25 protein-coding genes and 1 tRNA gene are annotated in these 25,798 nt (G+C 64.7%); 16 read left to right on the plus strand and 10 right to left on the minus strand.

The genetic code is table 11. The features are described 5' to 3' along the window. The first annotated feature begins 251 nt into the window (after positions 1 to 251). Complete coding sequence (locus tag EVC45_RS08025; RefSeq protein ID WP_129957473.1) at positions 252 to 443, plus strand: hypothetical protein; 192 nt, start codon at positions 252 to 254, stop codon at positions 441 to 443. An 85-nt stretch (positions 444 to 528) separates the two neighbouring features. Further along, positions 529 to 918 carry a hypothetical protein gene (locus tag EVC45_RS08030; RefSeq protein WP_129957474.1) on the plus strand — a complete coding sequence of 130 codons (390 nt, stop codon included), beginning with the start codon at positions 529 to 531 and terminating at the stop codon, positions 916 to 918. Between the two features lie 46 nt (positions 919 to 964). Here the strand turns inward: EVC45_RS08030 and EVC45_RS08035 are convergent, their stop codons facing one another. Together EVC45_RS08035 and EVC45_RS08040 are read right to left on the minus strand one after the other, a co-directional pair. Next, positions 965 to 1,303 (minus strand): multidrug efflux SMR transporter, encoded by a 339-nt coding sequence (locus tag EVC45_RS08035; RefSeq protein ID WP_129957475.1) that lies wholly within the window; start codon positions 1,301 to 1,303, stop codon positions 965 to 967. Between the two features lie 4 nt (positions 1,304 to 1,307). After that, entirely contained in the window at positions 1,308 to 1,805 is a 498-nt protein-coding gene (locus EVC45_RS08040) for a heme-degrading domain-containing protein (protein WP_129957476.1), read from the minus strand. 223 nt (positions 1,806 to 2,028) lie between these two features. Between EVC45_RS08040 and EVC45_RS08045 the strand changes: the two genes are divergently transcribed. The 7 genes from EVC45_RS08045 to EVC45_RS08075 all read left to right on the plus strand — a co-directional run bounded on the left by EVC45_RS08045 (position 2,029) and on the right by EVC45_RS08075 (position 7,571). Then, positions 2,029 to 2,105, plus strand: a tRNA-Met gene (locus EVC45_RS08045). A 364-nt stretch (positions 2,106 to 2,469) separates the two neighbouring features. Continuing rightward, positions 2,470 to 3,015 carry an NUDIX hydrolase gene (locus EVC45_RS08050; protein ID WP_035494591.1) on the plus strand — a complete coding sequence of 182 codons (546 nt, stop codon included), beginning with the start codon at positions 2,470 to 2,472 and terminating at the stop codon, positions 3,013 to 3,015. Between the two features lie 9 nt (positions 3,016 to 3,024). Beyond that, the gene (aat, locus tag EVC45_RS08055; protein WP_129957477.1) at positions 3,025 to 3,762 is read left to right on the plus strand and encodes a leucyl/phenylalanyl-tRNA--protein transferase; all 738 of its coding nucleotides are present in this window, start codon (positions 3,025 to 3,027) and stop codon (positions 3,760 to 3,762) included. 101 nt (positions 3,763 to 3,863) lie between these two features. Next, positions 3,864 to 4,697 carry an arginyltransferase gene (locus EVC45_RS08060; protein ID WP_129957478.1) on the plus strand — a complete coding sequence of 278 codons (834 nt, stop codon included), beginning with the start codon at positions 3,864 to 3,866 and terminating at the stop codon, positions 4,695 to 4,697. Positions 4,698 to 4,797: 100 nt separating this feature from the next. Continuing rightward, on the plus strand, positions 4,798 to 5,820 hold the full coding sequence (locus EVC45_RS08065) for a quinone-dependent dihydroorotate dehydrogenase (protein WP_129957479.1): 1,023 nt from the start codon (positions 4,798 to 4,800) through the stop codon (positions 5,818 to 5,820). A 111-nt stretch (positions 5,821 to 5,931) separates the two neighbouring features. Next, positions 5,932 to 6,726, plus strand: a complete 795-nt coding sequence (locus tag EVC45_RS08070) for a cystine ABC transporter substrate-binding protein (protein WP_129957480.1) — start codon at positions 5,932 to 5,934, stop codon at positions 6,724 to 6,726. Between the two features lie 185 nt (positions 6,727 to 6,911). Beyond that, the gene (locus EVC45_RS08075; protein WP_129957481.1) at positions 6,912 to 7,571 is read left to right on the plus strand and encodes an amino acid ABC transporter permease; all 660 of its coding nucleotides are present in this window, start codon (positions 6,912 to 6,914) and stop codon (positions 7,569 to 7,571) included. A gap of 32 nt (positions 7,572 to 7,603) precedes the next feature. Here the strand turns inward: EVC45_RS08075 and EVC45_RS08080 are convergent, their stop codons facing one another. The 5 genes from EVC45_RS08080 to EVC45_RS08100 form a co-directional block, all read right to left on the minus strand. After that, on the minus strand, positions 7,604 to 8,650 hold the full coding sequence (locus tag EVC45_RS08080; protein ID WP_129957482.1) for a Gfo/Idh/MocA family protein: 1,047 nt from the start codon (positions 8,648 to 8,650) through the stop codon (positions 7,604 to 7,606). A gap of 200 nt (positions 8,651 to 8,850) precedes the next feature. Beyond that, positions 8,851 to 9,570 (minus strand): FadR/GntR family transcriptional regulator, encoded by a 720-nt coding sequence (locus tag EVC45_RS08085; RefSeq protein WP_129957483.1) that lies wholly within the window; start codon positions 9,568 to 9,570, stop codon positions 8,851 to 8,853. Between the two features lie 388 nt (positions 9,571 to 9,958). Beyond that, positions 9,959 to 10,525, minus strand: coding sequence for a flavin reductase family protein (locus EVC45_RS08090; RefSeq protein WP_129957484.1), 567 nt, complete (start codon positions 10,523 to 10,525; stop codon positions 9,959 to 9,961). 117 nt (positions 10,526 to 10,642) lie between these two features. Further along, positions 10,643 to 12,526, minus strand: coding sequence for an alpha/beta fold hydrolase (locus tag EVC45_RS08095; RefSeq protein ID WP_129957485.1), 1,884 nt, complete (start codon positions 12,524 to 12,526; stop codon positions 10,643 to 10,645). A gap of 552 nt (positions 12,527 to 13,078) precedes the next feature. Then, a complete protein-coding gene (locus EVC45_RS08100; protein WP_129957486.1) occupies positions 13,079 to 13,612 on the minus strand; it encodes a GNAT family N-acetyltransferase in 534 nt (177 codons plus the stop codon). A 378-nt stretch (positions 13,613 to 13,990) separates the two neighbouring features. Here EVC45_RS08100 and EVC45_RS08105 point away from each other — a divergent pair, with 378 nt between their 5' ends. From EVC45_RS08105 to EVC45_RS08135, 7 genes are all read left to right on the plus strand, one after another. Further along, positions 13,991 to 14,242, plus strand: a complete 252-nt coding sequence (locus EVC45_RS08105; protein WP_129957487.1) for an acyl carrier protein — start codon at positions 13,991 to 13,993, stop codon at positions 14,240 to 14,242. Further along, positions 14,239 to 15,537 carry an acyl-CoA dehydrogenase family protein gene (locus EVC45_RS08110; RefSeq protein ID WP_129957488.1) on the plus strand — a complete coding sequence of 433 codons (1,299 nt, stop codon included), beginning with the start codon at positions 14,239 to 14,241 and terminating at the stop codon, positions 15,535 to 15,537. The genes EVC45_RS08105 and EVC45_RS08110 overlap by 4 nt, the downstream gene beginning before the upstream one ends. Further along, positions 15,538 to 16,602, plus strand: coding sequence for an amino acid--[acyl-carrier-protein] ligase (locus tag EVC45_RS08115; RefSeq protein WP_129957489.1), 1,065 nt, complete (start codon positions 15,538 to 15,540; stop codon positions 16,600 to 16,602). Beyond that, positions 16,599 to 17,672: a DUF1839 family protein gene (locus EVC45_RS08120; protein ID WP_129957490.1), complete on the plus strand. Its 1,074-nt coding sequence runs from the start codon at positions 16,599 to 16,601 to the stop codon at positions 17,670 to 17,672. Before EVC45_RS08115 ends, EVC45_RS08120 begins: the two co-directional genes overlap by 4 nt. 29 nt (positions 17,673 to 17,701) lie before the next feature. After that, positions 17,702 to 20,401, plus strand: coding sequence for a glycoside hydrolase family 2 protein (locus EVC45_RS08125; RefSeq protein WP_129957491.1), 2,700 nt, complete (start codon positions 17,702 to 17,704; stop codon positions 20,399 to 20,401). 629 nt (positions 20,402 to 21,030) lie between these two features. Then, a complete protein-coding gene (locus EVC45_RS08130; protein WP_006048767.1) occupies positions 21,031 to 21,765 on the plus strand; it encodes a Crp/Fnr family transcriptional regulator in 735 nt (244 codons plus the stop codon). 36 nt (positions 21,766 to 21,801) lie between these two features. Continuing rightward, entirely contained in the window at positions 21,802 to 23,187 is a 1,386-nt protein-coding gene (locus EVC45_RS08135) for an undecaprenyl-phosphate glucose phosphotransferase (RefSeq protein WP_129957492.1), read from the plus strand. 422 nt (positions 23,188 to 23,609) lie between these two features. Here the strand turns inward: EVC45_RS08135 and EVC45_RS08140 are convergent, their stop codons facing one another. The 3 genes from EVC45_RS08140 to EVC45_RS08145 form a co-directional block, all read right to left on the minus strand. Next, on the minus strand, positions 23,610 to 24,032 hold the full coding sequence (locus EVC45_RS08140; RefSeq protein WP_129957493.1) for a type II toxin-antitoxin system HigA family antitoxin: 423 nt from the start codon (positions 24,030 to 24,032) through the stop codon (positions 23,610 to 23,612). Between the two features lie 4 nt (positions 24,033 to 24,036). Then, positions 24,037 to 24,327: a hypothetical protein gene (locus tag EVC45_RS45555; RefSeq protein WP_168991424.1), complete on the minus strand. Its 291-nt coding sequence runs from the start codon at positions 24,325 to 24,327 to the stop codon at positions 24,037 to 24,039. Between the two features lie 212 nt (positions 24,328 to 24,539). Continuing rightward, entirely contained in the window at positions 24,540 to 25,757 is a 1,218-nt protein-coding gene (locus tag EVC45_RS08145; RefSeq protein WP_248295057.1) for a glycosyltransferase family 4 protein, read from the minus strand. Between the last annotated feature and the right edge of the window lie 41 nt (positions 25,758 to 25,798).

Below are 25,798 nucleotides of genomic sequence, written 5' to 3' on the forward strand. Positions count from 1 at the left end.
CTGTCGCGACGGCGCCGCCTTGCTGCTTCAGCATGCGGCGCGCCGCTGCACCGGGTGTGCGAGCGGCCCGCCCCATTACGATAAGGCGCGTCGCCGCGCGATAAGTTCTCCCCGCGAAACGGGCCCCCGCACCGCACTCAAAGCCGCGTCGCACTTCGGTCGCGTGCGCGGGTCGAATGGTCCTGATCGGCATGCTCCGTGCTGCGGCACGGTACCTTTGACAACGTCATTTCGAGGCCAGCGAGCGCAATATGGGAAAATATTTTCTGCAGAATCAAGAACTGCCGGAGCCGGATGCGGCAAACAAATGGTTTGAGTACGCGGAAAGTCACGGCATCGACATCCCGAAAGCGATCAGCATCTGGGAAGACGCGGCCACTGAAGAAGGCGCGGAAGCCCGGCGGCTCGTCAGTGCGGCGGGCATCACGGTCGAAGCGCCCTGAGACCTGGCCCGCGTCATCGCGTCCCGCAACCGCCCCCGGCGACGGCCCGGCAGCCCCCTCCATTTGAATGAAAGGACACAACACGATGCAATTCACGACGCAACCGCGGCGCGCCGGCCGATTCCACTGCCTTCGATCCAGCGCCGCGCTTGCCCTCGTGCGTCGCGCGTCGCTGTCGGCCGCATTGCCTGCCGCGCTGTTGCTCGCCGCGGGACTGGGCGGCTGCGCGTCGTCGAACACGACCACGCTGATCAATCTGCCGAACGGCCAGAGCGGCTTCGCGGTCAATTGCAGCGGCGCCGACGCCGGCTCGAGCTGGGCCTCGTGCTACGTGCAAGCGGGAAAAGCCTGCGGCGCGACCGGCTACGACATCGTGTCGAAGGATAACGACGAAGGCGGCGCGGCCGGCGGCAGCATCACGAACGTCGCATCGGCGAATGTGAAAGGCCGCTCGATGATCGTGCGCTGCAAATAAGCCGGGCTACGTGCTGGGTGGCGATCGTGGCGGCTTGCGCGGGCGCTCAATGCGCCTGCATCTTCGAGAAGAGATTCAGCACCGCGACGCCAGCGACGATCAATCCCAGTCCGATGATCGCCGGCAGGTCGGGGACCTGCCGGTACAGCACCAGTGCCACCAGCGTGATCAGCACGATGCCCGCGCCGGACCAGATCGCATAGACGATGCCGACTGGAATGCTCCTGAGCGTCAGCGACAGGCAATAAAACGCGATGCCGTAGCCGAGCACGACGACCGTCGACGGCAGCAGCCGCGAAAAGCCGTCCGACGCGCGCATCGCGGAAGTCGCGATCACTTCGGCGACGATCGCGATCGCGAGCAGTGCATACGGGGGTACACGCATCGCGTCAGCTTTTCGAGAGCGCGAGCTTGCCGTAGTCGTGACCCAGATGCGCGCACAGCGCTTCGACCACGAGTTCATGATCGGCGCGCTGCGGCAGTCCGGACACCGTGATCGAACCGATCACGCCGGCGCCTTCCACCGTCAGCGGGAACGCGCCGCCGTGCGATGCGTACTCGGTGGCGGGCAGACCGTGCTTGTCGGCGAGCGTCGCTCCGGCGAGCTGCATCTTCAGCCCGATCGCGTACGAGCTACGGCGAAACTGCGCGACGGTGTTGCCCTTGCGCCGCGCCCAGTCGACGTTGTCGGGCGTCGCGCCGTCGAGCAGGCTGAAGAACAGCGGCTGGCCGAACGTGCGCACGTCGATCGCGGCGGCAATGCCACGCGCTTTCGCGACTTCATGCAGATACGCGCCGACTTGCCACGCGCGGTCGGCATCGAAGCGAGGAAACACGAGGGTCTTTTCCTGAATGGCGATGACCTGCAGATCGTGAGCGATATCCATGGGGTTTAGAACGGGTCGGAGGATCAGTGTCGAACGAGGCGCCGTCGCGAAGACCGGACGAGCCGCGTGGAGAATCTGAATTCTAGCGCAGCGCCCACGCCCGGCTTTCCAGAGCCCTTCCGATAGGTGGCGTCGCGCGGGCGGCGCGAAGCGCAATGAAGCCAATCCTTACATGGCTATTGCGCTGGCTGTCAGGCTGGTCTATAATCTTTTCTTCGACGGACGCGGGGTGGAGCAGTCTGGCAGCTCGTCGGGCTCATAACCCGAAGGTCGTAGGTTCAAATCCTACCCCCGCAACCAAGACGAAATCATTGAAGGGTTACAACGCATTGGCGTGTAACCCTTTTTTGTTTTTGCGGCGTCGTATTGGCGATCCCGTTCATTGCCCTGCCCTCAGACGAAAAAAAAGCGCGTCAACCGAATGACGCGCCAAGACTACGAGGCAATGTACAAGAGAGAAAAGATGACTGTGGTGGACGCGGGGGGCCTCCATCGCAACCATCAGGACCGATGCTATCAGCGCATCCGAAAATCGACTGTCAACCAATGTCAGGCGCAAAGACGCTCGCCGCATCGAACGTCCCATCGCGCAGCCCCTGCCGGCGCCTCAGTAATCCCCCGCCCCGGTGATAAACTCCTATCACTCCTTCTCGTCCCCTTTCCAATGAAATTCTGTTCTGTCTGCGGCCACGGCGTCAGTCTGAGCATTCCGCCGGGCGACAATCGCGAGCGCTTCGTATGCGGCAGTTGCGGCACCGTGCATTATCAGAATCCGCGTAACGTGGTCGGCACCGTTCCCGTGTGGGACGACAAGGTGCTGCTGTGCCGTCGTGCAATCGAGCCGCGCTACGGCTACTGGACGCTGCCCGCCGGTTTCATGGAGATGGGAGAAACGACCGCCGAAGCCGCCTCGCGCGAAACGCTCGAGGAAGCCGGCGCGCGCGTCGAGGTGCAGAACCTGTTTTCACTGCTGAACGTGCCGCACGTGCATCAGGTGCATCTGTTCTACATGGCACGGCTGCTCGATCTCGACGTCGCCGCCGGCGAGGAAAGCCTCGAAGTGAAGCTGTTCGAGGAGCACGAGATTCCGTGGGACGAGATCGCGTTTCCGACCGTCGGCCAGACGCTGCGCTTCTTTTTCGCCGACCGCGCGGCCGGCAGTTTCGGCCTGCATACCGGCGACATCTTCCGCTCCCTGCGCGAAGGTTGAGCGGCGCGCATGGTTCCCTGGCTCGGAGCTGACGATCCGTTTCCGCCCGTCGAGCGCGCGCTCGGCGCCACCAGCGGCGCGCCCGGTCTGCTCGCGGCCAGCGGCGATCTGCTGCCCTCGCGCCTCATCGACGCTTACCGGCGCGGCATTTTCCCGTGGTACTCGGACGGTCAGCCGGTGTTGTGGTGGAGCCCCGATCCGCGCATGATCCTGCGTCCCGTCGAGTTCAAGCTGTCGCCGTCGCTGCGCAAGACGCTCAAGCGGGTGTTGCGCGACGACGCATGGGAAATCCGCGTCGATCACGATTTCGCGGGCGTGATGCGCGCCTGCGCGCAGGCGCCGCGCCGCGGCCAGCGCGGCACGTGGATCACCGCAGATGTGGTCGAAGCCTATTCGTCGCTGCACCGCCTCGGCGACGCGCACAGCATCGAAACCTGGTTCGAGGGCGAGCGTGTAGCGGGTTTGTATGGCGTGTCGCTCGGCCGGATGTTCTTCGGCGAATCGATGTATACCGACGTCACCGACGGCTCGAAAATGGCGCTGGCCGCGCTGGTCGGCCACTTGCGACGTCACGAAATAGAAATGATAGACTGCCAGCAGAACACGTCGCATCTGGCGTCGCTCGGCGGCCGCGAGATAGCGCGCAAGGCGTTCGTCGCGCATGTTCGCGCGTCTGTCGGCGCACCGGCCATTCCATGGCGCTTCGACAAGACCGCCCTGCTCGAAATCGTCACGCGGGCGGCGTAGGAAAAATCAGGCCGAATCCGGGTCCGCCGCCTACGAAAATGCGGCATCAACTGCCAGGTGCGCCGGGTTTGCAATACAGAGACGCTTCGAGAGCTGCCAACGTGACTCATCCCAACGAGCTGCCTCTTTCACCGCTTTCCGCGCTGCAATTTTATGCAACGGCGCCCTATCCCTGCAGTTACCTGGACGGCCGCATCGCGCGCTCGCAGGTCGCCACACCCAGTCACCTGATCAATTCGGACGTCTACACCGACCTCGTCAAGGCGGGTTTCCGGCGCTCGGGCGTGTTCACGTACCGCCCGTATTGCGACGGCTGCCGCGCGTGCGTGCCGGTGCGCGTGCCGGTCGAGCGTTTTCAACCGAACCGCACGCAGCGGCGAGTATGGAAAAAGCACGGCGACCTGATCGCGACAGTCGCACCGCTGCATTACGACGAGGAGCACTACGCGCTGTATATGCGTTACCAGTCGGCGCGCCACGCGGGCGGAGGCATGGACCGCGACAGCCGCGACCAGTACGAGCAGTTCCTGCTGCAAAGCCGGATCAACTCGCGGCTCGTCGAGTTTCGCGAGCCGGCGCCGCTGCGGCCCGATGGACGCCCCGATGCGCAGGGCGCGCTGCGCATGATCAGCATGATCGATATCCTCGGCGACGGGTTGTCGTCGGTGTACACGTTCTTCGAGCCGGACCTGCCGCACGCGAGCTTCGGCACCTACAACATCTACTGGCAGATCGAGCAGGCGCGTAGCCTGAATCTGCCGTACGTGTATCTCGGCTACTGGATTCGCGAAAGCCCGAAAATGGCGTACAAGGCCAATTTCCGGCCGCTCGAAGGCTTGATCGACGGCGCGTGGCGCGTGCTCGACCCGACCAGCATCGAGCTGCCGCCGGTCGATTTCGCGCTGCATGGGCGACGCGGACCGCTCAAGCCGTAATCGAGTCCTGCTCGCCGCCAGCAACGCCCTTCCAGTCTCACAAAAGCCCAAAGCCGGTAAAATAGCGGGTTCCCATTTTCCGGCCGTCCGGCTTCATCCCGTGCTCAGTTCCCTTTATCCGCTCGTTCGCGCCCAACTCTTTCGCATGGACGCGGAAGACGCTCACCATCTGACCTTGCGCATGCTCGGCGCCGCCGGCCGCACCGGCCTCGCCGGCGCGCTCGCGGCGCGCGCGCCGGATTCGCCGCGCACCGTGATGGGCCTGACGTTCCGCAACCCGGTCGGGCTCGCGGCCGGCCTCGACAAGGACGGCGCGTGCATCGACGGTCTGGCGGCGCTCGGCTTCGGCTTCATCGAAGTGGGCACCGTGACGCCGCGCGCGCAGCCGGGCAATCCGCGCCCGCGCATGTTCCGGCTGCCGCAGGCGAACGCCGTGATCAACCGGATGGGCTTCAACAACGCCGGCGTCGACCAGTTCGTGAAGAACGTCCAGGCCGCGCGCTATCGGGGCATCCTCGGTCTGAACATCGGCAAGAACGCCGACACGCCGATCGAGCGCGCCGCCGAAGACTATCTCTACTGCCTCGAACGCGTGTACCCGTTCGCGAGCTACGTGACGGTCAACATCTCGTCGCCGAATACCAAGAACCTGCGCCAGCTGCAGGGCGCCGACGAACTCGACGCGCTGCTCGCCGCGCTGAAGGACAAGCAGCAACGGCTCGCCGACATGCACGGCAAGCTCGTGCCGCTCGCGCTGAAGATCGCGCCGGATCTCGACGACGAGCAGATCAAATCGATCGCCGACACCTTGCTGCGCCACAAATTCGAAGGCGTGATCGCGACCAACACGACGCTATCGCGCACCGCCGTCGCCGGCATGCAATACGGCGACGAAGCCGGCGGCCTGTCGGGCAAGCCGGTGTTCGACGCGTCGAACCAGGTGATCCGCAAGCTGCGCGCCGAAGTCGGCGAGGCGGTGCCGATCATCGGCGTCGGCGGCATTTTCTCGGGCGACGACGCGCGCGCGAAGCTCGCAGCCGGCGCGTCGCTGGTGCAGCTTTATACTGGTTTCATCTACCGCGGACCGGCCCTCGTCGCCGAATGCGCGCAGGCGTTGCGCTGAGCATCCGCGTCGCCGGCGTATATAGACATAAACAAACGATATTTAGATCGCGATAGTCTCGTTTGTTATGCTCTCGACCGTCAAAACGTCAGACGTACAAAAAGGAACACGATGAAATTCGGTCTGCTGAAAAAGCTCCTCGCCACCGCGCTGATCGGCGCGTCGTTGAGCGCCGTCGCGGCGCACGCGGAAGACCTGCTCGACCAGGTCAAGCAGCGCGGCACGCTGCGCATCGGTCTCGAAGGCACCTTCCCGCCGTTCAATTCGAAGGCGCCGTCGGGCGAGCTGGTCGGCTACGACGTCGACATCGCGAAGGCCGTCGCCGCGAAGCTCGGCGTGAAGCCGGAGTTCGTCACGACCGAGTGGAGCGGCATCATTGCCGGCCTGCAGGCAGGGAAGTTCGATGTGATCGTCAACCAGGTTGGTATCACCGACGCGCGCAAGCAGACGCTCGACTTCTCGCCGCCGTACACGTACTCGGCCGCACAGCTGATCCAGCGCAAGGACGACAACCGCCAGTTCACCTCGCTCGAAGACCTGAAGGGCAAGAAGCTCGGTGTCGGTCTCGGCACGAACTACATGGACATGGCGAAGTCGGTGCCCGGCATCGACGTGAAGACCTACCCGGGCGCGCCTGAATACCTGCGCGATCTGGCCGCCGGCCGGCTCGACGCGGCGTTGAACGACCGCCTGATGCTCGCGTACCTGCTGAAGAACTCGAACCTGCCGCTGCGCACCGGCGCGAACGTCGGCGCCGGCAACCCGTCGGGCATCCCGTTCAGGAAGGGCAACCCGAAGTTCGCGCAGGCGCTCGACGAAGCAATGACCCAGCTCGAAGCGGACGGCACCTTCACGAAGATCTCGGACAAGTGGTTCGGCATCGACGTGAGCAAGCCGATCAAGTAACACGCGTGTAATCGAACGAAGGGCGGCATCGTGATCGATGCCGCCCTTCGCGTTTTTGCGGCCCGCGCGAGCCCGACGACCCGCTTCGCGCGTCGCGTATACCCCAAGCCGCATCGCGCGACCCGCGCCTTAACGCGCGCCAAAGTTTATGATGTGCGCTTTGTGCGTCAATAACAACACTGCCCATGTCCATCACATCCCTGCTGCTCCAATCGCTGCCGGTGCTCGCACAAGGCGCCCTGCTGACGATCAAGTTCGCGATCCTGTCGATGATCTTCGGTCTGATCGGCGGCGCCGTGCTCGCGCTGATGGGCATCAGCCACAGTCGTCCGCTGAACTGGATCGCGCGCGTCTATGTGAGCGTGATGCGCGGCACGCCGCTGCTGGTGCAGATCTTCGTGATTTATTACGGCCTGCCGAGCTTCGGCATTTCGCTCGATCCGACGCCGGCCGGCGTGATCGCGCTGTCCGCGAACGTCGCCGCGTATCTGTCCGAGAGCATGCGCGGCGCGATTCTGGGCATCCACCAGGGCCAGTGGCTCGCCTCCAACAGCCTCGGGCTGTCGCGGCGTCAGACGCTGCGCTACGTGATAGCGCCGCAGGCGCTGCGCATCGCGGTGCCGAGTCTGTCGAACAGCCTGATCAGCCTGATCAAGGACACCTCGCTCGTGTCCGTGATCACGGTGACCGAGCTGCTGCGCAGCGCGCAGGAAATGATCGCGTCGACCTATCAGCCGCTGCCGCTTTATCTGGCTGCCGCGGCCGTGTACTGGGTGCTGTGTCAGGTGCTCGAATGGGCGCAGCGCTGGTACGAGCGGCGTCTGTCGCTGCCGACGCGGCACTGAGCGCCGCGCGCCCGCTGGTACACCCCGGCGGCTCATTCGCCGGCGAACCTGAGCCCCAATGCCGCGCGCGCCGCGTCGGCCATCGCGATCATCTGCAGCGACGTGTCGTGCGGCATCAGCGGACTCTCCAGCCGGCCCGCCCGAATCAGTTCGCAAAAGTGCGCGGTCTCGTAGTTCAAACCGCCGCCTTCGAACGGCTCGTCGAGCTCGACGACGCGCCCGTCCGCGTAACGGATCGTCGCGCGCGACGGGTTCCACCACGGCTCGTGCAGCGTCACGTGACCGCCTTTGGCCATCAGCAGCGCATCGCCCTTGCCATGCAGATCGAGCCCGCAGAAAAGCTGGGCGATGCCGCCGCGCTCGTGCCGGCTATTCAGACTCGCGAACGTATCGACACCGGTCGCGCCGAGCCGGCCGAAGGTCTGCACGTCGCGTGGCGCGCCGAGCCAGTCGACCGCGAGAAACATCTCGTAGATGCCGATATCGAGCAACGCGCCGCCCGCATGCTCGAACGACAGCGACGGATGATCGGCCGGCACGCCCGGCACCGAGCAGCCCGCGCGCACGAGGCCAACCTCGCCGATCGGCTCGGCTGCGAGGTGCTCGCGCAATTTTCTGTAGAGCGGATAGAACGGCGGCTTCATCGCTTCCATGAAGAGCCGTTGCGAAGCGCGCGCGACCTCGAGCACGCGCTCTAGCTGCGCACGATTGATACACGCGGGTTTCTCGCACAGCACATGCAGCCCGGCTTGCAACGCGCGGATCGCATAGTCGATGTGACTGTCTTGCAGGGTCGCGATATAGAGGGCGTCGATGCCGCTCGCGAGCAGCGCGTCGAAACCATCGCAGACGGTACCGCCGAACTCATCGGCGAACGCCTGGGCCGATTCCACGCGACGCGACCACAGCGCGGCGAGCCGCGCCCGCGGCACGAAGGCGAGCCCTTGCGCGAAGCGGCGCGCAATCCGGCCGGTGCCGACGATCCCCCAGCGGATCTCGCGCGATGAAGTGGTGTCCTGAGCTATCTGATCGGTCGGTTGGGCGGTGGATGCGTGCGGTGCCGCTGTCGTATCTGTCATCGTGTGGGCAAAGGTCCATGCGGTTCGAAACAGCCGCCATTGTCGCCGATGCCGCGTGCGAACGCGGCGAACCCGGCCAACCCGCACCCTGCGGCATCACTGCCGCGCACCGACCTTCGACACCCGCGCCCCGCCTCCCCGGCCGCCTGGCGCTCACTGATACGCTCAGCCCGCGCTCACACGCGAGCCCAATCCCGAACTCAAACCCGCGCCGGCGGCTCCGCGGAAAACCGGCCGCCCAGCTCTTCGGCGGAGTAATCGATCATCGCGAGCGAAGCGATCTCGGCCTCCTTCGGATCGCGCCGCTCGATCGCCTCGACGACGCGCTGATGCGACGCGACCGCGCTCTCCCACAGCCCTTCCCGGTCGTGCATGATCGGATTGACGGTCGACAGCGCGCCGCGAATGATCGCCGCCATCTGCTTGAAGAACTGGTTGCCGCTCGCGATCACGATACGCGTATGGAACAGTTCGTCGGCGTCCTGATAGCCGGGCTCGGACGGACGGATCACGCGAAACGCCTCGAAGGCCTCGCGAATCGCCGCGACGTCCGCGGCACTGCCGCGCGCGGCCGCCTGCGCCGACGCGCGCGGTTCGATCAGGATGCGAAACTCGATCACGTCACGCAGAAACATCGGATCGGGCTTTGCGCGAAAACGCCAGTTGACGACGTCCTCGTCGATCATCCGCCAGTCGTTCATCGGCCGGATGCGCGTGCCGATCTTCGGCCGCACGTCGAGCATGTCGCGCGCGAGCAGCATCGATAGCGCCTCGCGCATCACGGTGCGGCTCACGTCGAATTCCTTCGACAGCACATCCTGCGGCGGCAGTATCGCGCCGTATTTTTCCTCGACGATGCCGCTGACGAGCCCGTCCATCACTTTGCTCACCAGCGAGCGATCCTTGTTTGCGTGTTCCATGAGATATCCCCGAAGCGGTGTTGTCCCCGCGTGGCCTGTTAATGAAGGGCCCGTACGTATCGTTTTATGCAAATAGGATCGTTTTCCGATACGTTGCTAGCTTCGAAACCGATGCGCCAGTTGGGACACTTCCTGACAGGGTTATCCCTCTGAAGATTTGTTTCGTTCGTGTAACGCTATCTGTTTCGTCAGGCTCAAAGCTCGCTCGACAAAGCGTGCCTGCGATGTGGGGTTTAATTAGTGCGCATTCGCACGTTTGCGTGATGAAATTGTCTGATTTGCGCGGACGTGGGCAGACGCCTGCGTGTTCCAGCGCACAAAGATGTCGTGGACAACGCAATCAACTCAGGCGGGTTCTCGGCGCGCGCGGACGCCGCATCGAGCAGGATCAAGCCGAGACTACGTTCGACGCGCTCGCCGCGACCGACGCATAGCGGCCGCCGAAGAACAGCAGCGGCGCGTGCTCGTCGAGCGAGAACACCAGCACCTCGCCGACGAACAGCGTATGGTCGCCGCACGGATGGCGGTCCACCACGCGCGCGGCGAAGCGCGCGGCCGCATGCTCGAGCAGCACGACGCCGGCGAGGCCGTCGACCGCCGCGAAGCGCGGCGCGCAAGGTGGCGCGAAGTGGCTCTGCGCCTCGCCCGCGAAATGGCGGCTGTGCGGCTCCTGGGTTTCGGACAGCACGCTGACGCCGAACAGCTCGGCGTCCATCAGCCGTGCGTGCATGCGCGCGCGATGCCCGACCGACACGACGATCAGAGGCGGCTTTAGCGACCCCGACATGAACGCGTTGGCGGTCATCGCGTGAAGGCTGTCGCCGCTGCCGGTCGAGATCACCACTACGCCTGTCGCGAAGCGCCCGAGCGCATGACGAAAGCGCCGCTCGTCGAATGACGGCGGCTCGGGCGTTTGATCGGACGGCTTGTCAGTCTGAACTGCCGTTGCGCGCATGGGCGCTCCCCTGGTGACGGCCATCTTGCCGTACGCGGCGCGAGCCAGCGACACCGGCAGCGCGTGCGCCAGCCGCGCGATGTGCGCGAGTGACGCGGACGTGTCGGCGCACTATCATCACGCCTTGCCGAGCGGCTGGAACCCGCTGCCGGGCTCGGCCAGCGCCGGGCCCGCGCCCGCACTCTGCCGCTCGCCCGGCTGATTGCGCAGGTCGCCGTCGAGCGCAGCGATGTGCGGCTGACGCAGCTTCGTGAAGCCGCCGCGATAAACCTTTTCCACATACGAAATGACGTTTTCCTGCGCGACCGACGACAGGATCGCGTGATCGGTGTGCTTGCAGAAAGCCACCTGGATATGCTCGAAGCGCCGCAACCGCGTGCCGCGCGCGCCGAAGCAGCGCTCGAGCTCCTCGAGGCCTGCGTCGAGCACGCCGTACACCAGATGAATATCGACGCCGCGCTCATCGAGCCCGGCGAACAGGCGGCGTTCATCTGTTGCGCCAAGCTCGATCCCACACAAGCGGCCAACGCGATCGGCCAACGTGACACCGGCCCGCGACGCCATCCGCATCGCCAGTTCGCGCAGCACGCCGAGACCGCCGCTCTCGCCCTTCAGGAAGCGCAGCCATTTGTCCGGCTTGGTCAGCGAGCGCAGGTAGCTGCGCGTCGAGCCGAACCGGGTGGCCGTGGCCATCGGCTTGCCGTGCTCGTCGCAGACATCGTTCCATCTGAACTTCTGCAGGTTGACGAGCACCGCGCCGATCACCGTCGCTTCGCGCGTCGCCGCATGCAGACCGATGTATGCCCCCGAGCAGATGCCGACCAGCACTCCACCCGCATGGCCGCGTTCGACGAGCCAGCGCGAGGCGCGCGCCGCATCCTCGGCGCTCGTCTGCGAGTACAGCGCATCGAGATTCAGCGTTTCGGCCAACGGCATGCTATCGCCGATGTTGCCGGCGTCGATGCGCAGCGATGCGATCCCCTGACGCGCGAGACGCCGTGCGAGACGCACACCGAAACGCCCATTGCCGATGCGCGATTCCGCGCCGGTATTCAGCAGCACCACCGCGGGCGCACTCGCGGCGGCCGCGCCGTCGGGCAGGCAATAGATGCCGAACACCTTGCCGCCGTTCAGCCAAACCGGCGTTTCGAGCACGCCGGGCGCGACATGGTGACCGCCCGCACCGTCCTCGCCGCGTTGCGGCACCGCAGCCGGGGTGTGCGCGAGCGGCGCGCCGCCTGCCGCCAACCAGTTCTCGATGGCGTCGAACGCCGCGTTCGGCATCTCGCTGTCGAGCGCCTCCGTCATGAAGCGGCTGTACTCGTCGAATGACTGACGCTCGACCTCGACGCCGTGCTGCGCATAGTGCGAAGCAAGCGCATCGACGCGCGCGGGATTGAGCGCATCCAGCAGCAGCACGCGCGCGGCCGGCCGGCTCGTGTCGCGCCACAGATCGACCGCGAGCAGGCTTGCGAGCGTGTCGCGATAGATCCGGAAACCATACGCCTCGACGAACTCGTCGGTCTCAGGTTCGACCACGCGGTCCAACGTTTCAGGCAGCGTCACCCACTGCCGGTAGTGCGCGCGCAACTCGCGCTGGTAGCTTTTGCCCGACAGTACCGGCGACAGCATGACGAGACCATCGACATCGCCCAGTTCCTGCGCGGCGAGCGCGGCAAGCATGCCGCCCAACCGCAGTCCGCACAGAGTCACGCGCTCGACGCCGCTCGCCGCGCGCAGCTGCGCGACCGCCTGCTTGATGCTATCGATCCACGCGCGCCACAGACCCATGTCGGTCGGATCGCCAGCCGAATCGCCCGTGGCCGGATAGTCGAAGCGCAAGACCGGCACGCCGCGCGCCGCGAGCCGTTCGGCAAGCCGGCGCATGCCGCGGTGCGTGCCCAGAGCGTCGTAGCCGAACGGAGAACACAGCACAACGCCATCCGGACCGTCCGCTGGATGCAACCAGCCGAAGTTGCCGTCGAAGACGATGGGTGTCACGGTACGCTCCTTAGCGGGTTCTTCTTTCGGGAATTACAACAAACGTCCTTTCGCTCATATGTGCGCCTCACCACATTTGCTTCGGACTCCGGATCACGCATCGGAAGCGGCGCGCGCAGCATCACAGCCCGCGAATGTGGGACCGTTCTCTACGCTGACATGCTGCTTTACCGAATGCGGAGACGACGTTACGCAAGAGGCGATGGCTTTTTCGCGTAACGCGGCCCGCTTGGAGGTGGGGTGCAAATCAAGATGCATCGCGCGTTCGCTGCGCGTGCTGGTTCGTCGCGCTGCCCGTGAACCGGAGCTACCATCCATCCCGAAACAACGGTTCGTGCGATCGACGATCGGTCACGCGACACGCTACCTCATCAGCATAGAGCTTAACTTCCTCCCGATCTCGTCTCTATGTACGGCAACCAACACAGGCGCGTGACAGACCAGATCGGTATCCAGGACGCGCGACTGCCTCGCGCGGAGATGTTGCGGCGCGCGATCGCGTTGAACGCGCGATGCGATTTTTGTGGCAACTTCGTGACACGCACACGGACACTACAGCAGCTCGAACGTATCGACGAACGATGGAGCGTCGCTGACGCGGCGCCGCGCGCCGAAGCGTTGTTGACTGCCGCGCACCTGGCGCGTGAGGCCGATGAACGGCACGCCGTGCTCGAGGTATGGCCCCTCGGATTTACGAAAGCCGAACTGCTCGTAGAAACCGCGCAGGCCGACCGGCGCGCTCACGCGCGTGGCGCGGCCCGGCCAGCGTTCGGCGACCGCTTCGAGGACCCGCTCGATCAGCATCTCGGCCGTGCCGTCACCGCGCCGCAGCGGGCTGGTCAACACCTTGTCGATCCTCACTTCCGGATCTTCGGCATCGCCTGGCTGCACGCGTGCATAGGCGAGGATCGGCATCGGCCGGGTCATGTCGTCGGTCGCGAAAACGTGCAACGCATTTTCGTCGCGACCGTCGGCATCGAGGCATACATGCGATTGCTCGACGACGAATACCGCGCTGCGCGCGCGCAGCAGAACATACAACTCCCGTGCGGATAGCTGATCGAATTCCAGCGTCTTCCAGTTCATCTCGCACCCCCTGCGATAAAAAGATTAGGTGGGACCGACCATGCACGGGACACCCGATGGGAAGCTCGCGCATTACGGCCCTTCGTCATGGGCTACACGGTACGTGCGTGAACCGAGGGCTTCCGTGCGCCATCGCACTGACGCCTTTCCCTGAGAACTCTTAAATACGCGCTACCGGAACGCGGCCCAGCATGTACCGCCATCAGCGTGGATGGCCCGGAGGGACCCGCTCAAGAATTGCCCCGCATCAAAGGTGTTCGCGCCACGCGGCGCGCACACCACCCGGACCAGCCACCTATAAACCGATTAGATGGGACGCGAGTTCCGATCACCGCTTTGCTATCCAACCGACGCTTTGGACCCGAAGGGGAGAATCAGATGAAGACCGCATTAAGACGCATCCTTTCCGAATCCGCCCGCCTCGACATCCCGGCAGAAGGTCTTGCCGATGACGCAGATCTCTATGCCGCCGGTCTCTCGTCACTCGCGACCGTGCATCTGATGCTCGCGATAGAAGACGAATTCAACGTGGAGATTCCCGACCGCATGCTCACGCGGCGCCTGTTCTCGAGCATCGACTCGATGGCGGCCGCGATCGCCGAACTGCTGCAGGCAAAGGCGGCAGCATGAGCGATCCGCTGAGAGAGCCAGCCGCCATCGCGGCTGAAGCCGGCGCGCCCTATGCCGGCAAACAGAGCCACGACAACGCAGCAGCAGCCGTTGCGCTTGCCGCGCTCACGAGCGAACCCGCGTGGCGGGTTGCGGCACATCGATGCGCCGCGGTCGCAGCACAACACGCGGACGCGGTCGATCGCGAAGCGCGCTTTCCGGTCGAAGCATTCGACGCGCTCAGGCGTGAACGTCTGCTCTCGGCGATGGTGCCCGCCGCTTACGGCGGTGCAGGTCTGTCGCTTGCCGAGGTCGGCGCGATCTGCGAGACGCTCGCACAGGGCTGCGCGTCGACCGCGATGATCTATGCGATGCATCAGATCCAGGTCGCGTGCATCGACGCGCATCGCGGCGACTCCGCGTGGCATGCGCATCTGCTCACGCAACTGGTCGAGCAGCAATGGCTGCTCGCGTCGGCGACGTCGGAAGAGACGATCGGCGGCAACATGCGCACGAGCGCGTGCTCGGTCGAGCTCGATGGCGCGCGCTTCCGGATCGAAAAACTCGCGCCGACGATCTCGTACGGCGCGCACGCCGACGGCATCCTCGTGACCGCGCGGCGCACCGCCGAGGCGGCCGCGTCCGACCAGGTGCTGATCGTCGCGCTACGCGCCGAGACGCAGCTCGAGCAACGCGGCGCATGGGACGCGATGGGCATGCGCGGCACCTGCAGCGACGGTTTCCGGCTGGTAGCGACGGGACTCGCCGAACAGATCCTCGCGACTCCGTTCGCCGACATCGCCGATCAGACCATGCTGCCCGTGTCGCACACGCTGTGGGCATCGGTGTGGACCGGCATCGCGATCGACGCGGTCAATCGCGCGAAAGCGTTCTTTCGCGCGCAGGCACGCGCCAAGCCCGGCACCATGCCGCCGGCGGGCCTGCGGCTTGCTGAAGCGGTCGGGTTGCTGCAGATGATGCAGGCGCGTCTGTCGGTCGCGCTCGAGGCTGCGCGCGTTGCGCATCAGGCACGCGATGGGGCGACGCAAGCGGACGCCCCGCTCGCGGCGCTGCTCGGCTTCGCGTCGGACATGAACACGCTGAAGACCAGCATTTCGACCACCGCGCTGCAGGTCGTGCAGGAAGTGCTGATGATCTGCGGCATGGCGGGCTACAAGAACGGCACGCCCTATAGCGTCGGCCGCCATTTGCGCGACCTGCACTCGGCGCCCTTGATGATCAACAACGACCGCATCGCGCAGAACACCGCGAGCCTGCTGCTCGCGCAGCGTCCTGCCGCGCCGGGGAGACCCTGAATGAAGCTGATGACCGACACCGCCGCCGTCGCTCCGGCCGCGGCCGCTGACGTGGAGCCGTCGCTCACGCTGCGCGACGAGATGCTGTCCGCCGGCCTGCTGATCGACACCGGCGAAAACGGGCTGTATGGCCGCAGCCAGATTTTCGAGGACGTGATCGACCGGCTGAACGTGGCGATTACGCATCTCGGCAAAGATCAGCAACCCGAAGTATTGCGCTTTCCACCCGCGATGCGCCGCACCGACTTCGAGGATAGCGAATACCTGAAGAGCTTCCCGAATCTCGCGGGCACCATCCATTCGTTCTGCGGCAACGACATGGGTCACCACCGTCTGCTGCGCGCGCTCGACGATGCGATGGCCGAGAGCGACGACGATCGCAGCGACGCATGGCTCGCGCAGCAGAAACCGACGCGCGTCGTGCTGACGCCGGCCGCCTGCTATCCGATCTATCCGGTGATGGCGCGGCGCGGCGCGCTGCCCGCCGACGGCCGCACGATCGACGTGCTGTCGTACTGTTTCCGCCACGAGCCGTCGCTCGATCCGGGCCGTATGCAGATGTTTCGCCAACGGGAATACGTACGCCTCGGCACCCCCGAGCAGGTAATGGCATTCCGGCAGATGTGGATCGAGCGCGGTTCGCTGCTCGTCCGGCTGCTGCGCTTGCCGGTCGAAGTCGATCTCGCGAACGATCCGTTCTTCGGCCGCGGCGGCAAGATCGTCGCCGATAGTCAGCGCGCGCAGGCGCTCAAGTTCGAGCTGCTGATCGCGCTCGCCGATCCGCGCGGCAAGACGGCTTGCCTGTCGTTCAACTATCACATGGACCACTTCGGCGCGATCTGGAAGATCGCCTGCGAAGACGGCACGACCGCGCACACGGGCTGTGTCGGCTTCGGCATGGAACGCATCACGCTCGCGCTGTTCCGTCATCATGGGCTCGACGTCAACGCATGGCCCGACGACGTGCGCGCGCTGTTGTGGGGCGATACCGAAACCCGTGTCGCCGACGCGCTGCAGGCGGAGCAAGCGACTCACACGGCGACCGTGGCCGGGGAGCGCGCATGAATCCATCCCCGACCCCGATACTTGCCGGCGCGCTCGCGAACTCGTCGCTGCGGCGACGCGCCGGCGATCCGCCGACGCATCAGCAGACCCGCGCGGCGCCCCTCGCCGGCACGCAGTTGCGCGAGCACGCAGCGCACGCGCTGCATCAGGGCGAGCGCGTGTGGCAGGAGACCAACTGCTATGTCGATCTGTGGATCGAACTGCTGCACGGCTTCGGACTCGATCCGCGCGCGGCGCTCGCGTTTACGGTGACGCAGGATTTCGAAGGCGACCAGTTCACGTTCTTCAAGTTTCCGCTCGACGATCTCGAACGTCTGTATGGCACCCAGGTGCAGGAGCTCGCGATCTACGACTCGCTCGAACAACGTGTGCTCGCGCAGACACTGCGCGGCCACACCGTGCTCGTCGAAGTCGACGGCTACTACCTGCCCGATACGCGCGCGACCTCATATCGCAGCGAGCATCCGAAGACCACGATCGGCATCGATTTCGTCGACACCGCCGCGCGCCGCCTCGGCTATTTTCACAATACCGGCTACCACCGTCTCGAGGGCGACGACTACGACGGCGTGTTTCGCAAGCTGCCGCAATTCGCCGGGCAACCCGATCTGCTGTTTCCCTACGTCGAGTTCGCCAAGCAGGCGCGGCCCGCGCTCGAGGGCACCGCGCTTGCCGAGGCGTCGGCGGAACTGCTGTGCGCGCATCTGGAACGGCGCCCGTTGACCAACCCGATATCGCAATGGCGTGCCGCGTTTCCCGCGCATCTCGATACGCTGTTCGAGCGCGACGAGGCGTACTTCCATCTGTACTCGTTCAATCTGATGCGGCAACTCGGCGCGAACTTCGAGTTTCTATCGAAGTATCTGCTCTGGCTGTCCGCGCAAGGCTTCGAGATTGCGCCGACGATACCGGCCGCCGCGCAACGCATCGCGTCGGAGTCGATGGTGATGCAGTTCCGGCTCATTCGTGCGATCGCACGCGGCCGTCGCGATAGCTGCGAAGACTGCTTCGATGTGCTCGAAAGCGCTTATGAAAATACGCTGCCGCCGCTAGCCGCTCTGGTGCGTTGATGCGTTGATGCCTTTGCCTTGATGCCTTGGTGCGCGCGCTTCGTGCCGCGCAACTCCTCCGGGAATTGACCGTGGATGTATCGATACTCGATCCGGCGGCGGACGAGGGCGGCCCCGGCCGTCCTCACGCGGCCGGCGCGCTCACGCAAGCGCAAGACACCAGCACCGCCCTCGCCGCGCCTTCGCTACGGCCGCAACGGCTCGACAGCGGCTGGGCATGTCTGAGCACCGCGCCGCATGCCTATGAGTCGCCGGCCGATCTGCCCGCGCAAGGTTGGCTCGCCGCGCCCGTGCCCGGCACCGTCGCGAGCGCGCGGCGCGCCGCGGGTCTGCTCGATGTCGATCATCCGCCACCGCTCGCGTTCGACGATCACTGGTATCGCGTCACGCTGCTCGGCACGGGGCGGCGCCGCTTGCGTTTTCATGGACTCGCGACGCTCGCCGAAGTGTGGCTCGACGAGGTGAAGCGGCTCGATTCCGAATCGATGTTCATCGCCCATGATCTGGACATCGAACTGAATGGCCGCGCGACGCTCGTGCTGTGCTTTCGCTCCCTGACGCCGGCGCTGGCGGCCAAACGTTCGCGAGCGCGCTGGCGGCCACGGCTCGTGTCGCCGCCGACTCTTCGCAACGTTCGCACCACGCTGCTCGGCCATATGCCGGGCTGGTGCCCGTCGATTCAGGCGGTCGGTCCGTGGCGTCCGGTCGAGATGCTCGGCGACGCGCCGCACGCCTTCGACACGATTGATCTGACAAGCCGGCTCGAGCACGAGGATGGGGTTGTTTCGTTGACGTTACGTTTCGTACACCCCCACGACGTCGCCGCCTGCCACGCGACACTTTATTGCGGCGACCATGTTTCGTCCTTGCAATGGCACGATGCATATACACTCGCCGGCGACGTGCGCGTGTCCCACGCGAAACGCTGGTGGCCGCATACACATGGAGAGCCCACTTTATATCCTCTGACGTTGCAGCTCGCCGACGGCAACGGGGTGATGTCCGAGCCCTTGGGGTCGACCGGCTTTCGTCGTATCGAAGTGGACCGCGGCGCCGATGGCGGCGGCTTCGCGTTGCGCGTGAATGACGTGCCCGTGTTCTGTCGCGGCGCGTGCTGGACCAGCGCCGATCTCGTCACGCTCGCAGGCACCGAAACGCAATTGCGCCATACGTTCGAGCTCGCGCGCAACGCGGGCATGAACATGCTGCGCGTCGGCGGCACGATGCTCCACGAGTCCGATCTGTTTTATGAACTCGCCGACGAATACGGGCTGCTGATCTGGCAAGACTTCGCACTGGCGAATTTCGATTACCCGAACGATGCCGCGTTCAGCGCATTGATCGAGCGCGAAGCGAGCCAACTGCTGACTCGCACGCGTCGCTTCGCGTCACTTGCGGTGCTGTGCGGCGGCAGCGAGGTCGACCAGCAGGCGGCGATGTTCGGTTTGCCCGCGGCGCGGCGCGCCCAACCGTTGTTCACCGAGCTGCTGCCCGCGCTCGTCGCACGCGAACGCGCCGACGTGCCTTACGTCGGCAATTCGCCATCGGGCGGCGCGTGGCCCTTTTCGACCGACGAGGGCGTCACGCACTACTACGGCGTCGGCGCGTATCAGCGTCCGCTCGCCGACGTGCGCCGCGCGCAAGTGCGCTTCGCCGCCGAATGCCTGGCATTCGCCAACGTTCCCGACGACGCGACGCTGCACGACGCGCTCGGCACAATCCACACGCACGATCCGCGCTGGAAAGCCGCCGTGCCGCGCGATTGCGGCGCAGGCTGGGATTTCGACGACGTGCGCGATCATTATCTGCACGCGCTTTATGGCGTCGAGCCGGCACGCCTGCGCTATGAAGACCCGGCCCGTTATCTGGATCTGTCGCGCGCGGTGGTCGCCGAGCTGATCGGCGACGTGTTCGCCGAGTGGCGGCGCGCGGGCTCATCGTGCGGCGGCGGCCTCGTGTGGCAGTTGCAGGATCTGCGCGCGGGCGCGGGCTGGGGCGTGATCGACGCGACAGGACGGCCGAAAAGCGCGCTGCACGGCTTCGCGCAGACACTGCAGCCGTTGCAGGTCACGCTCACCGACGAAGGCCTGAACGGTCTCGACATTCATCTGATCAACGAACGCGCGCAAACGTTTAGCGGCGAACTCGAACTGGTCTGTCTGCGCGACGGCAGCGTGAAGGTCGCGTCCGTGCGCCAAGCGCTGACGCTCGCCCCACGCAGCCTGCAGCGCATCGGCGCGGCCGCGTATCTCGGCCAGTTCTTCGATTTCACGCACGCGTACCGCTTCGGCCCGCGCGCGCACGATGTCACGATTGCAACGTTATACGATGCCGCGAGCGGCGAGGCCGTGTCCGAGGCGTTTCATCTGCCCGAGCGTAGCGTGCACGCGCGTGATGACCTGGGTATGACCGTCGAGCTCGAACGTACCGGCGACGGCGAAGGCGACGGCTGGCAGCTCGCGATCGAAACGAAGCGCTTTGCGCGCTTCGTTCATATCATTGATCCGCGTTTCCGCGCGGCGCGCGACTGGTTCCATCTAGCGCCGAACCGGCGCTGCATCGTGCCGCTGCATGCGCTCGAACCGCCGCTGCCGGGCGCGTTCGCGGCGTCGCCGCAAGAAGTCGTTGCAGCTTCATCAAACGCGGCCTTTAAAGTGAATGAAACATGCGGGGCACCCCAGGGGGAAGTCCGCGCGATCAATGCGCTTTCCGCCATCTTCTACGGCTAGTGGTTATTCCGTACTAGGACCATGCCCCCGAAACGCGCCAAAGCGCGCTTCGCACGTCTCGAACTGTCTGCTTCGCTCAGTCACTGTTGGCTCGCACGCGACTGTTGCACGCTATGAAAGGCCTTGCGTGTGACAGCGCACGCACTGCATTTAACACTTCTGAATCATTTCCGGCATTTCACGAGGAGCGCCTCAAAACGTGCATGCGGCGCCAGGTTCAAATCTGAGACAGCTTCGACAGCCCCCTTGCTTTTAGCCGTGAGGCCTTTGATATCAAGGGATTCGCCGAAACTCAAAGCTTTCATACGATGCATTCCCCAAGCGGAGGGGGTGTGCAGAATTGAAACAAAAAGCCTCCTTTCCCCTCCACACGGGCTTGGGCATTCTTCGCTGCGCCGCATCAGCACGTGTTTTCCCGAACATTGGCACGGTCCTCGCTAATACCTCGGTGCAACAGTGTGCCGCCGCACACGAGCGCAACAACAGACGCGGTGGCAGACAGGCCTAAAACGGGGCCGATGCTCTTCATCCTAGCTGGTCGCCGGGGCAGCTAGTCCCGAGGATGGGGGCATCGGATCAAAGAAACGGAGAGAGTCACGCGAGGCACGACTCTCAAGCGAGGACCGATCATGTTGACACTTCAATCCGATCTGCACGGTAACCATCTGCTGGGCGCATTGCCGTCGCACGAATGGCAGGCGCTAGCTCCTCATCTCGAACTGGTTCATCTGCGTACCGAGCAACTGCTGTGCGATTCGGGTCAACGGATCCACCACGTGTACTTCCCCACCACCGCGATCATCTCGATGCTCTCGACGATGGAAGACGGCAGCTCCGTCGAGATCGCCGCGGTAGGCCGCGAAGGCATGACCGGCGTGCCGGTTCTCACGGGCGGCGAAACCATGCCCAACCGCGTGCAGGTGCAATGCGCGGGCTTCGCCTACCGGATGAGCGCACAGGCGCTCAAGCAGCAGTTCGCACGGTCCGACTTTCTGCGCCGCCTGATGCTGCTGTATATGCACGCGCTTCTGACCCAGGTCGCTCAGACCGCCGCGTGCAATCGCCATCACGCTCTGAACAAGCAACTGTGCCGCTGGCTGCTGATCGAAGTGGACCGCGTGGCGTCGAACGATCTGACCGTCACGCAGCAACTGATCGCCGACATGCTCGGCGTGCGCCGCGAAGGCATCACCGAAGCGGCCGGCAAGCTGCACGACGAAGGCCTGATTCATCATAGCCGCGGCCATATCAAGGTGCTCGACCGCAAGGGCCTCGAAGCCCGCGCGTGCGAATGCTACGGCCTCGTGAAGCGCGAATTCGATCGTCTGCTGCCCCGTCTGCGCCAGGCTGAGACTGTTGAATAAGCGGCACGCCGCTCGATGACCGGGGTCGATTTGCCTATGTTCAGGACAACTGCTCGATGTCTCGATGCACTCTTCGTGATTGCGGGCGGCCTGCTCGCCCACTGGATGCGCTTCCCCGCGCCAACCGCGTTGGCCGATACCGAGCGCATTCTGATCGCGTTCAACTGTGTGCTGGTTCTGCTGCTGTTTCCGGGCTTCGGGGTCTATGAGACGTGGCGCGGCAAGGCGCTCGCGCCGATGCTCGGGAGAATCGCCGCGGCGTGGCTCGTGGTGGTTGCAACCGCGCTCGTGCTCGCGTTCACGCTGCATCGGATGGATGCGGTGTCACGCCTGTGGCTCGGCTACGCGACGCTGTTCTCCGGCGCGCTGATCATCGCGTCTCGCTGCGTGATGCACGTGGTGCTGCGCTTCGTACGCCTGCGCGGCATGAACGCCCGCACCGTCGCGATCGTCGGCGCACCAGGCTTTGCGCGCACGCTGCTCGCGCATCTCAAGCATGCGCCGCAAGCGGGCTTCAAACCGGTGTGCGTGTTCGACACCAGCATGGAAGGCGACGACGCGTATGGTGCGCGTCTGACCCGCCTGCCCGTGCTGACCGATCTGGAAGCGTTCGCCACCAAGGTGCGCGACGAACACGTGAACGAAGTGTGGCTCGCGTTGCCGCTTTCCGAGGAACACACGATCTACCGCTTCACCCGCGCCCTCAGAAACGACTTCGTCAATCTGCGCTTCATTCCCGATGTGCGCGGTCTGTCGCTGTTCAATCACGAGATCGCCGATGTCGTCGGCTTGCCGACGCTCAATCTAAGCGCGACGCCGCTCTCGCCGTTGCAGATGTGGCCCAAGCTGATATTCGACCGCCTGTTCGCCGCGCTCGCACTGGTCGCGCTCGCGCCGGTGTTCGTCGTGCTCGCGATCGGGATCAAGCTGACGTCGCCGGGACCGGTGTTTTTCCGGCAGATCCGTAAAGGCGTCGACGGCCATCCATTCGGTATCTACAAGTTCCGCTCGATGAGCGTGCACAAGGAAGAGCACGGCCAGATCACGCAGGCGACCCGCAACGACGCGCGCGTGACGAAGCTCGGCAGCTTCATGCGCCGCACCAGTCTCGACGAGTTGCCGCAGTTTCTGAACGTGCTGCTCGGTCAGATGTCGGTAGTGGGTCCGCGTCCGCATGCGGTCGAACACGATGATCTGTACAAGGACCAGGTATACGGCTACATGCACCGTTACCGCATCAAGCCCGGCATCACCGGCTGGGCCCAGGTCAACGGCTATCGCGGCGCGACCACCAAGGTCGAGATGATGGAAGCGCGCGTGAAGTTCGATCTCTTCTATATCCAGAACTGGTCGTTCTGGTTCGACATGAAGATCGTCTTCATCACGATCTTCAAGGGATTTGTCGGCCGCAACGCGTTCTGAGCATGCCGGCGAGGTTGAGCTCTCGTCGCTGCGCGACCACTTAGCCTTCTACAACGCTTCGTTCAATCTCTGGCTCGTCATCTGCGAACAGCTGACGGCGCCCACGCGACGGGCGTTCGTCGTGTACCCGACGCTGATCGGCAACTGCGAGAATCCAGGGTTCTTGCGCGCGTTGTCGCTCACGTTCTAACGCGGCGGCCCTGCACCTGCGCCACGAAAATGGCGCGTCGATTCTGACGCGATGCACGGGGCGTAGCAGGAAGAGGCGCGCTGAAGAATCGCCGAAATGAATACAACTCGTACACCTCACTGCAAATGGAAACGCCAAACCCGGCGGCCCGCTCGACAGCCGCCGTCGTTGACGCAACACGAGCAGCCGCGGCGGACCACGTCGTGAACGGGTCCGCCGCGCGACACCGGCTCTACAGGAACGCGCTGACGTCGGTCTGAAACCGCACCGCTAGCGCCTTGGCAACCTTCTTGCTGATCGCGCGGCGCCCCGCGAGAATATCGCTGACCACGGTCGGCGACGCGATGCCGGCCAGATCCTTCTGCTTGAGCCCATGCGTGGTGAGCAGATGGCGCAGCACCTCGCGGGGCTCCGCTTTTGGAATCGTCAGGTTGCGCGCTTGCCAGTGGCCGATCAGTTCCGTCACGATCGCATGCAGATCCGCGAGCGGATCGTTGTCGTTACCACTTAGATGATCGGACAGCGAATTTGCGACTCGCACCATCTGGTGATAATCCTCTTCGGTGCGAATCGGCGTAAGCGGCAACTGGCTCTTCAGTGCAGACCAGGCTGCGGTAATGTCGGGAAACGGTCCCGGAAGGCGATCGGCATTCATGAGTTTAAATTCGTCCTCGTCCAAAAGCCGTCCGCGCGTTGGTCGATGACGCGCGAATGACGACTGCCTGTTGTAGTGAATCGCCGCGGAACGCCGATCTGTCAGCACCGCGAACTTCGCAGTGCGGCATTTCAGCGGTCACGATGGCGAACGTCTGCTTCAGGTCGTTATGGCCACGCGAAGGCATGCCGCGCCAGCGAATATCTCGCCTGTAGCGCGTGGCGCGCACCCCGATGTCGTTTTTTGAAGTCCAGCCCTGCTGCTTGACAATGGCCCGCCGCCGCTGGCCTTGCACGCGCGGCACGTATCGCGCGATACGCGATACACGCTGCCCACACAAAGTGCGAAGCGGACGCACCCACACCAATAGCCGCCCGGACGCGCTGGTCAGAACGGCTCGTTACTGCCCGTTGCGAAATCACTGCATGACGACGAAACCCTTTTGCTCTCCTATTGCTAACTCTCCGAGGCGAGAACAGAGAAAGACCCTCACCTCGGTGCCTCCACCTACTTTTCGGCGCTGTGTCGCTGGCCAATGCCGAGTTCCCGGGTCGCGAGATCGGGCTCCGCCCACGCCACCCGATCCCCCAGCTCCGTCGCCGGCAGACCCTGAGCGACCGCCGCAATCGTGCGCGTGACCTCGGCCATGAACGCGCGCCGGAACATCAGAGCCGAAAACCGCTCGGCATTCGCGCGACACGCCGCCGGCGTGATGTAAGCGCTCAGCCGCTCGAAGCGGTCGAGCGCGTCGAGCATCGACACTGCCGTCTGGCGCGCGAAGAAGACGCCGGTCGGATGCGGGTCGCCGACCGGCACCACCGTTTCGAGCGCCCCGCCCTTAGCGAACGCAATGACCGGCGTGCCGCAGGCCTGCGCTTCGAGCGGCACGATGCCGAAATCTTCCTCGGCGGCGGACACGAAGGCTCGCGCGCGCGCCAGATAATCCTTCAGTACGCCGAATGGCTGATGGCCGAGAATCGTCACGTTCGGTCCGGCTTTCGCGCGAATCGATGCCATCTTCGGCCCGTCGCCGATCACGATCAGCCTGCGCTGCGGGGTGGCGTTGAACGCCTCGACGATCAGATCGATGCGTTTATGCGACACCATGCGCGACGCGGTCAGATAGAAATCGTCTTTCTCGGTACGCAGTTCGAATTCGTTGACGTCGACGGGCGGCGGAATCACCGCGGCATCGCGCCGATAGGTTTTCATCAGGCGCCGCGCGACCGACTGCGAATTCGCGATCAGCCGGTCGACACCATTCGTGGACTGCGCGTCCCAGCCGCGCAGATAGTGCAGCAACACGCGCGCGGCCCACGACTTCGGCCCGCGCAAGAGATTCGCTTCGCGCAGATACTGGTGCTGCAAATCCCACGCGTAACGCATCAGCGAATGCACGTAGCTGATGTGCGTCTGATTGGGTCCGACCAATACGCCCTTCGCGACCGCGCGGGAACTGGTTATGATCAGGTCATAGCTCGACAGATCGAACCGTTCGACCGCGAGCGGCATCAAGGGCAGATACGCGCGAAACCGGGTGCGCGCAAACGGCAGGCGTTGAATGAACGACGTAGTAACCGGCTTACCGGCAAGCGGCGTGCGATCTTCGAGAAAATCGACGACGCTGAAAACATCGGCGTCGGGAAAGCACTCGATGATCTGCTCCAGCACTTTCTCCGCGCCGCCGGGAGCGACCAGCCAATCGTGCACGATCGCCACTCTCATATCTCGTCCTGTCTGTCACGAAACGCCACCTGGCCTCAGAG

This window comes from Paraburkholderia sp. UYCP14C, from assembly GCF_004197395.1.
In the GTDB taxonomy this organism is placed as follows: Bacteria; Pseudomonadota; Gammaproteobacteria; order Burkholderiales; family Burkholderiaceae; genus Paraburkholderia.

Coding starts and splice junctions, on each gene's coding strand:
- EVC45_RS08070 (WP_129957480.1), top strand. CDS start 5,932: ATGAAATTCGGTCTGCTGAAAAAGCTCCTCGCCACCGCGCTGATCGGC.
- EVC45_RS08025 (WP_129957473.1), top strand. CDS start 252: ATGGGAAAATATTTTCTGCAGAATCAAGAACTGCCGGAGCCGGATGCG.
- EVC45_RS08140 (WP_129957493.1), bottom strand. CDS start 24,032: ATGAATGCCGATCGCCTTCCGGGACCGTTTCCCGACATTACCGCAGCC.
- EVC45_RS08050 (WP_035494591.1), top strand. CDS start 2,470: ATGAAATTCTGTTCTGTCTGCGGCCACGGCGTCAGTCTGAGCATTCCG.
- aat (WP_129957477.1), top strand. CDS start 3,025: ATGGTTCCCTGGCTCGGAGCTGACGATCCGTTTCCGCCCGTCGAGCGC.
- EVC45_RS08040 (WP_129957476.1), bottom strand. CDS start 1,805: ATGGATATCGCTCACGATCTGCAGGTCATCGCCATTCAGGAAAAGACC.
- EVC45_RS08120 (WP_129957490.1), top strand. CDS start 16,599: ATGAATCCATCCCCGACCCCGATACTTGCCGGCGCGCTCGCGAACTCG.
- EVC45_RS08130 (WP_006048767.1), top strand. CDS start 21,031: ATGTTGACACTTCAATCCGATCTGCACGGTAACCATCTGCTGGGCGCA.
- EVC45_RS08030 (WP_129957474.1), top strand. CDS start 529: ATGCAATTCACGACGCAACCGCGGCGCGCCGGCCGATTCCACTGCCTT.
- EVC45_RS08135 (WP_129957492.1), top strand. CDS start 21,802: ATGTTCAGGACAACTGCTCGATGTCTCGATGCACTCTTCGTGATTGCG.
- EVC45_RS08145 (WP_248295057.1), bottom strand. CDS start 25,757: ATGAGAGTGGCGATCGTGCACGATTGGCTGGTCGCTCCCGGCGGCGCG.
- EVC45_RS08110 (WP_129957488.1), top strand. CDS start 14,239: ATGAGCGATCCGCTGAGAGAGCCAGCCGCCATCGCGGCTGAAGCCGGC.
- EVC45_RS08085 (WP_129957483.1), bottom strand. CDS start 9,570: ATGGAACACGCAAACAAGGATCGCTCGCTGGTGAGCAAAGTGATGGAC.
- EVC45_RS08105 (WP_129957487.1), top strand. CDS start 13,991: ATGAAGACCGCATTAAGACGCATCCTTTCCGAATCCGCCCGCCTCGAC.
- EVC45_RS08075 (WP_129957481.1), top strand. CDS start 6,912: ATGTCCATCACATCCCTGCTGCTCCAATCGCTGCCGGTGCTCGCACAA.
- EVC45_RS08080 (WP_129957482.1), bottom strand. CDS start 8,650: ATGACAGATACGACAGCGGCACCGCACGCATCCACCGCCCAACCGACC.
- EVC45_RS08100 (WP_129957486.1), bottom strand. CDS start 13,612: ATGAACTGGAAGACGCTGGAATTCGATCAGCTATCCGCACGGGAGTTG.
- EVC45_RS08035 (WP_129957475.1), bottom strand. CDS start 1,303: ATGCGTGTACCCCCGTATGCACTGCTCGCGATCGCGATCGTCGCCGAA.
- EVC45_RS08090 (WP_129957484.1), bottom strand. CDS start 10,525: ATGCGCGCAACGGCAGTTCAGACTGACAAGCCGTCCGATCAAACGCCC.
- EVC45_RS08115 (WP_129957489.1), top strand. CDS start 15,538: ATGAAGCTGATGACCGACACCGCCGCCGTCGCTCCGGCCGCGGCCGCT.